This is a genomic window from Bacillus carboniphilus (genome assembly GCF_039522365.1).
Lineage (GTDB): Bacteria > Bacillota > Bacilli > Bacillales > JC228 > Bacillus_BF > Bacillus_BF carboniphilus.
This window is the reverse complement of sequence record NZ_BAAADJ010000015.1, coordinates 37,260-43,676: the sequence shown is the minus strand read 5'-3', so window position 1 is coordinate 43,676 and position 6,417 is coordinate 37,260. Positions and strand designations below refer to the sequence as shown.

The following is a 6,417-nucleotide window of genomic DNA, read 5'->3' as shown; positions in this document are numbered from 1 at the left end:
TCAAAAAAGATTTGTCTAAGAATATTCCTCTCCATAAATTGAAAATACCACAGCCCAAAAGACTGCGGTAGACCCAAAATTTATACTTTCTTATCTTTTAAAAAAGGACTGATTTTAAAAGAATCAGTCCTTTTTTATTTGGCTTATTACTAAACGTTTATGGCTAATAAATCCTTCTGAAAATGAGCAACCTAAGTATGTTCAAATAAGGGGGATGTCGGAATGGATTTTGTTAGGATAGGGTTTGAATTATTTGTTGGTTATATCGCTCTATTTGCCTTAACAAAAATACTAGGAAAAACACAAATTACACAAATTACAGCATTTGATTTTATTTCTGCTTTAGTACTTGGAGAACTGGTTGGAAATGCTGTATTTGATGAAAAAGTAGGTATTCCTGAGATTTTATTCGCTGTCGTCATATGGTGTATCTTAATATACACCACAGAAATAACGACCCAAAAGTTTAAACGGGTCCGAAAGTTTTTAGAAGGAGAGCCCACAATTGTCATACATAAAGGGAAAATTTTATATGACTCATTAAAGAAGAATCATTTAGATATCAACCAGCTTCAACATTTACTTCGTTCTAAAGACGTTTTCTCAATCCGAGACTGCGAGTACGCCCTCTTAGAAACAGACGGGTCCATTAGTGTTCTAAAGAAAACAATGTCAGCAACGCCCACGAGACAGGATTTTAATCTTGTTCCAGAGGATGTAACACTCCCTGTTACATTAGTGATTGATGGTGAAGTAATTTATGACAACTTAGCCTCTATCTCTAAAGACATAAAGTGGCTTACGAATGAAATTTCTAGTCGTGGCATAAATGAAATACAAAACGTTTTATATGCAGAATGGGAACAAAATAAAGCTTTGCACATTCAAACCTATTAGTGCAAAGCTTTTTTCCATTATATAGATTGGATTACTAATTTATAATCTTTGACATCTAATCTAGCTTTCCCCTGTTCGACTAGGTACGCAATGTAAGCTCCAATTGCTGTACGGAATAAAAGAAAAGAAGAGGCATGTCCAATTTGTACATCGTACTCTCTACACAAAAACTGGAAGGACTCTTCAAATGAAGGTGCTCCATTTTGTAAAAAAAATCGTTCCAAGGAATCTACAATGTTTTTATGGCAATCCAAATTTTCTTGTATGGTCCGTTCTAAATCCTCTTCGTAATTACCGTGTCCTGGTACTGATCCGTTTATTGATAATGTCTTTAGTTTTTCCAAACTATCCATTGTCTGAGCAACATCAACAATATAAGGTATTTTATGCTTTTTTAATTGTTCAACTCCGAAATAAGAATCTGCTGCAAAAAGAACTCCATTATGTTCGATCCCAATTTGATTATAACTATGGCCAGGAAGAGAATGTATGGTAAATAAGACTCCATCTAGGTTAAACCTGCCTTCTTCAACGATACCGTCGACCTGAACGGCTGGACCTTCTAAGAACTTGTTGCGAAATTCTTTAAGAGGGTTGGTTCCTTGAAATAAATAAATTGGCTCTAACACCGGATTCTCAATAATGGCTGCTTCTAACCTTGGTGCCCACACCTTTACTTCACGCTTTTCTTTCAAATGGTGAGCACCACCAAAATGATCAGCATGCGCATGAGTGATTATTAAATGAGTTAAAGGCAGATTCTGACTGTCTAATTGTTTCACGACTTTTTTGGCTGCCGCTGCTTCTAATCCAGCGTCAATTAAAAATCCTTTACCATCCTTATGAATGTACCCAACGTTCACGGCTGCTTCAAAATAATAGCAAGCTTCATCAATCTGTTTAAATTGCATTGAATTGGTCCTCTCTTTTTCACTTTACTATATACATTCATTAACATACTTCCCTTTTCCTGTTAAATCATATAACAATTTTTGATTATGTGATAATTTTGAGGGACTTTGCTTGCTCTTCCTTGGAACTTCCTTATGTTTCTTATCAACTGGTGGCCATTCTTCTGACCCTTCATAGTCTTCTCTCGTTTTCTTATTAGTAGCTTGTACCCTAAAAGGGGCTATCACGGGTGAAAGGTGGTGTACTTGTTTGGTCATTCGACTTGCATACTGATTACTGACTTGGTCACGCATCGGCAAATAATATCCCATTTCTCACTCACCTCATGTTCTTTCTATTTCTTACACTATTCGTATGAAACTTCTATTTTATGTATGCCCTATTTAAAATAAGGAAAACTTCTTTTTATTGTCGGATTTCTAGCTTCTGCCAAAATATAGATCCATAAGAAATAAAGGCAATCAAACAGTCCAAATACTGCCGATTGCCCGGATCTATGTTATTTCTTTTTGTTAATCATATTTGATATTGTGTTAAAGTCTAGAGATTTTCCATCCTTCACAATCGACTCTACAATCTTGTCTTCCATATCCTTAGAAACCGGCTTATTGGCAATTTGAGATACTCTTTTAATTACACCGCGAACCGTTTTTTCATCTTTAAAGTTGGCATTTTGAAGTGAATTCGCAAGCTCCAAAATATCCTTCATATTTACACCAGTCTTTTTCTCGATATTCTTAAAAAATGAATCCATTGTTCTCAGGCCTCCTTCTTCACTACCATATAGTATGTAGGCGCTACGAAATGGTGAATGGAGGAGGGGTATAAATTGCTTTGGATTAGTAATTGTACGCTCTGCATGGTAATTGCACCTTCAGTACGGGAATTGCACCTTCCACCTGATAATTGCACCTTCCGACCGGGAATTGCACCTTCCGACCGGGAATTGCACCTTCCACCCGGGAATTGCACCTTCCGACCGGGAATTGCACCTTCCACCCGGGAATTGCACCTTCAGCTTAATAATTGCAAAATCTCACCCAAACAAAAAAAGCGGAAAAAGCCAACTGGCTTTTTCCACCACTTTTTCCTTCTGCTATTAGCAGAAGCTTGCACCTACGATAATCAACAAGATAAACAATACAACGATCAACACGAACGTGGAACCATATCCACCGTACACATTGCCGTAACCGCAGTAACCTCCGTAACCCCAAGGCATGCTCTGTCACCTCACTTTGTGTTGAACTCACTTTTAACATATGTGAGGAGAGGCAAATGTGTATGGGCATTTTCCTAGATAATGAAAAATTTACGGGTTTTTGTCCTATTTTCACCACATATCCTGTTTTTCTCCTTGTTTATACCTATTCAAATTTCATCCTTTTGGTTTAAATAGTAGGGCTCCGATAAATGCGAATACGATGGCTGCTGATATACCTGAACTGGTTACTTCGAACATTCCTGTCAAGACTCCAATGGTTCCATGGACTTCAGCCTCTTGCATAGCACCCGCTACTAGTGAGTTTCCAAAACTCGTAATAGGGATGGTTGCACCTGCCCCAGCAAAATCAATTAGCTTTTCATATACACCAAAACCACTTAGGATCGCCCCAAGAACAACTAAGAAGCTTAATGTGTGACCGGGAGTGAGTTTAAATACGTCAAACATAATCTGACCTACCACACAAAATAATCCACCGACTACAAAAGCCCAGAAAAACATTGCAAGCATTACTCACACCACCTTTACGAATTTGGGTCATATTCTATTGCTACCGCATGTGCAATACAAGGAATCGATTCTTTTTGTTGAACGGTTAATGGGGATAGTAGAGCTCCTGTTGCCACCAACAAAATCCGTTTGTATCTACCTTTTTTCATTTCATTTAAAATATGACCATAAAGAACGATTGCTGAACATCCTGCTCCACTTCCTCCAGCTTGAACTGGCTGGTCAGGATTGTATAACTTGATTCCACAATCTTGGATGTGATCGTCTTGGATTTTTAAGCCATGTTGGTTCTTTAATAAGTCAATCAAAGTTTCTCTTCCAATCTGCGCTAAATCTCCTGTTATGATGGCATCGTAATAAGAAGGATCTATCTGCAGGTCTTGTAGATGTGTCACGATCGTATCGGCTGCGGCTGGTGCCATTGCTCCTCCCATATTAAAAGGATCCGTTAGTCCCATATCCACAACCTTTCCTATTGTCGCAGAAGTAAGAACGGGAGCTGGTCCTTGTACATTATTTCGTCTTGTTACAACCCCAACACCGGCTCCAGTAGCTGTCCATTGTGCAGTCGGAGGCTTTTGTCCCCCATATTCTGTAGGATATCTGAATTGTTTTTCTGTCGCTGCATTATGACTGGAAGCTCCTGTTACGACATATTGAGCACCTTGATAATTAACAATAAAGCCTGATAGGGCAAGGCCTTCCATCGAAGTTGAGCATGCGCCAAACAAACCAAAGTACGGAATACTTTGTGTCCGGGCAGCGAAACTAGTTGGAGTAATTTGGTTTATTAAATCACCTGCTAATAAAAATTGAATATCCTTAGGTTTAAGGTTTATTTTTCCAAGTGCACTGTCAATGGCTTCCTCAAGTAATAAGCGTTGAGCCTTTTCATAAGAATCTTCTCCCATCCATAAATCCTTATGTAAAATATCAAAATCCTCTTTCAGGGGACCGTTGGCTTCAAATGGGCCCCCTGTTACACCTGTTGCTGCAATGGCTGGGCGGTTTTGAAAAACCCAGGAGCTTTTTCCCTGTAGCATTTAAATGATCCCCCATTCCATTAAAAGGGTTTTTATGAGTGCAACCACAAACGCACTAAAAACACCAAACAATATGACAGAACCAGCTAATTTAAACATATTGGATCCAACACCAAGCACGAATCCCTCAGTACGATGTTCAATCGCAGCAGAGATAACGGCATTACCAAATCCAGATACTGGAACCGCACTTCCTGCCCCTGCATATTGTCCTAATCGATCATATACACCAAACCCGGTTAACAACATGGACAAAAAAACCATGGTTGCTACCGTTGGATTTCCCGCAGTTTGTTCAGTAAATCGGAAGAAATAAATATAGAAATAAGTAATAGCCTGTCCGATTGTACAGATTAGGCCACCCACCCAGAAGGCTTTTATACAATTTTTAAGAACAGGTCTTTTCCATTCATGCTTCTGTTCTAGCTGCTGATATTGTTGCTGCTCTGGTGTCATTTGATTTTTTTTACCCATTCTTAGGAACACCTCTTTACGTTAGTTCTTTCTGTAATTTTAGGATTTCATGAAACTTCTTTTCAGCCTGTTCTTCGGAAAAAGAAGGATCTTTCATTTTATTTTTCAATTTGACTGCTTCTAAGAAAATTTTATAATCGCTCGAAAGTGTAAAGTTCTCATCAGGATAATGATCCTCTAACATTTTTTCTAGATCTTTTTCAATCTTTTTCATGTGGTATCTTTCAAAGTGTTTTACTTTGTATGCAACTAGGATCTCCTTATCCCCTTTTATCACCATTACATCGTAAATGGCTTCATACTTTTCGATATCCTTCTCGACCATCTCCGCTACAGAAGCATAATGATGGTCTATACTTTGTGCGGTCGGATCAATTGTTCGAATCAATGCCCATTTTTCATCAGGTTCCTGTGGTGACTCGAAAGCACAACCCGTTAATGAGGCCAAAACGAAAGCAATTAGTGTAAAACCTAACCAATTTCTGTTCATATTTTAGTCATCCTTTTTTATAGACCTTTTTCTACCTTATTTTCATCTGAACACCGTTAAAATATGAGAAACTTTCAAAGTAATATTTGGTAAAGAGACCTCACCGATTCGAAAACTAACAAAAAAATAACTGCCAGCCATAGCTGACAGTTACCACTTTTTAAGATTTTGCACGGTTGCTTTTTTCTTCTTACCGCACCCACAATTTTTTTTGGTCCCTTTTACCGTTGCAACGGGCTTAATCATAGAACTCTTTGGTTTTAACATAATCACTACCTCCCTGTAGCTTTCATACTATAATATGTCTGAGGTATTTTTTTGTCTCCATTGAAGCCTACTATCTACTGATTCGCCTGAAAGAAATGGACCATTGTTTCAATCAAGGCGGCAACTCCAGCAATTGCTAAAATAATAATGACATGTGAAAAAACGGCTGGAATGTAAAAATAGCCTATATATAATCCAATTGCACTCCAAATCCCTGTACACCAATAACAACTTAACAGTTCACCAATCCAGCTTTTAATACCAGAATCCTTCGGTTTAATGTATGTTTCTGGCTCCCCATTTTCATTTTCCTCAGTCCATTCGATAAAAAAAGGGCGTCTGATCCATTCTGTAATCTTGTCAAAAACAATGAGTCTTGTTAAACGAAAACTGGCTAAAGTCAGAAGTATAAAATGAAATATTGAAGGCACGTCCATTTTTCATCCTCCCATCCCTTTATATATATGAATGTGTCAGATAAGATGTACATAAATTAAACGTTAATTAATGCTGCTAGTTGATTCACACTTTTGGATAGACTATGATTAAGATATGGTAACAGCTACTAAAACCAGGTATAATAAAAGTAAGAATGACAA

At 37.9% G+C, this 6,417-nt stretch carries 10 protein-coding genes; 1 reads left to right on the top strand and 9 read right to left on the bottom strand.

Going from position 1 to position 6,417, the window contains the following annotated elements; all coding sequences use genetic code 11:
* Nucleotides 1-222: 222 nt before the first annotated feature.
* Nucleotides 223-897, top strand: coding sequence for a DUF421 domain-containing protein (locus ABDZ91_RS07735; protein ID WP_343797834.1), 675 nt, complete (start codon nt 223-225; stop codon nt 895-897).
* 17 nt (nt 898-914) lie between these two features.
* Here ABDZ91_RS07735 and ABDZ91_RS07730 read toward each other — a convergent pair whose 3' ends face one another.
* The 9 genes from ABDZ91_RS07730 to ABDZ91_RS07690 form a co-directional block, all read right to left on the bottom strand.
* The gene (locus ABDZ91_RS07730; RefSeq protein WP_343797833.1) at nt 915-1,808 is read right to left on the bottom strand and encodes an MBL fold metallo-hydrolase; all 894 of its coding nucleotides are present in this window, start codon (nt 1,806-1,808) and stop codon (nt 915-917) included.
* Between the two features lie 27 nt (nt 1,809-1,835).
* Nucleotides 1,836-2,120, bottom strand: a complete 285-nt coding sequence (locus tag ABDZ91_RS07725; RefSeq protein WP_343797832.1) for a hypothetical protein — start codon at nt 2,118-2,120, stop codon at nt 1,836-1,838.
* A 188-nt stretch (nt 2,121-2,308) separates the two neighbouring features.
* Nucleotides 2,309-2,563 carry a sporulation-specific transcription regulator SpoVIF gene (spoVIF, locus tag ABDZ91_RS07720; RefSeq protein ID WP_343797831.1) on the bottom strand — a complete coding sequence of 85 codons (255 nt, stop codon included), beginning with the start codon at nt 2,561-2,563 and terminating at the stop codon, nt 2,309-2,311.
* A 345-nt stretch (nt 2,564-2,908) separates the two neighbouring features.
* Nucleotides 2,909-3,031, bottom strand: coding sequence for a YjcZ family sporulation protein (locus ABDZ91_RS07715; protein ID WP_343797830.1), 123 nt, complete (start codon nt 3,029-3,031; stop codon nt 2,909-2,911).
* Nucleotides 3,032-3,187: 156 nt separating this feature from the next.
* Nucleotides 3,188-3,544, bottom strand: coding sequence for a stage V sporulation protein AE (gene spoVAE, locus ABDZ91_RS07710; protein ID WP_343797828.1), 357 nt, complete (start codon nt 3,542-3,544; stop codon nt 3,188-3,190).
* A gap of 14 nt (nt 3,545-3,558) precedes the next feature.
* Nucleotides 3,559-4,587, bottom strand: coding sequence for a stage V sporulation protein AD (gene spoVAD / locus ABDZ91_RS07705; RefSeq protein WP_343797826.1), 1,029 nt, complete (start codon nt 4,585-4,587; stop codon nt 3,559-3,561).
* A complete protein-coding gene (gene spoVAC / locus ABDZ91_RS07700) occupies nt 4,588-5,061 on the bottom strand; it encodes a stage V sporulation protein AC (protein ID WP_343797824.1) in 474 nt (157 codons plus the stop codon).
* A 16-nt stretch (nt 5,062-5,077) separates the two neighbouring features.
* On the bottom strand, nt 5,078-5,551 hold the full coding sequence (locus ABDZ91_RS07695) for a sporulation protein (protein WP_343797823.1): 474 nt from the start codon (nt 5,549-5,551) through the stop codon (nt 5,078-5,080).
* A gap of 341 nt (nt 5,552-5,892) precedes the next feature.
* Nucleotides 5,893-6,255: a DUF1360 domain-containing protein gene (locus ABDZ91_RS07690; RefSeq protein ID WP_343797821.1), complete on the bottom strand. Its 363-nt coding sequence runs from the start codon at nt 6,253-6,255 to the stop codon at nt 5,893-5,895.
* Nucleotides 6,256-6,417: the final 162 nt, after the last annotated feature.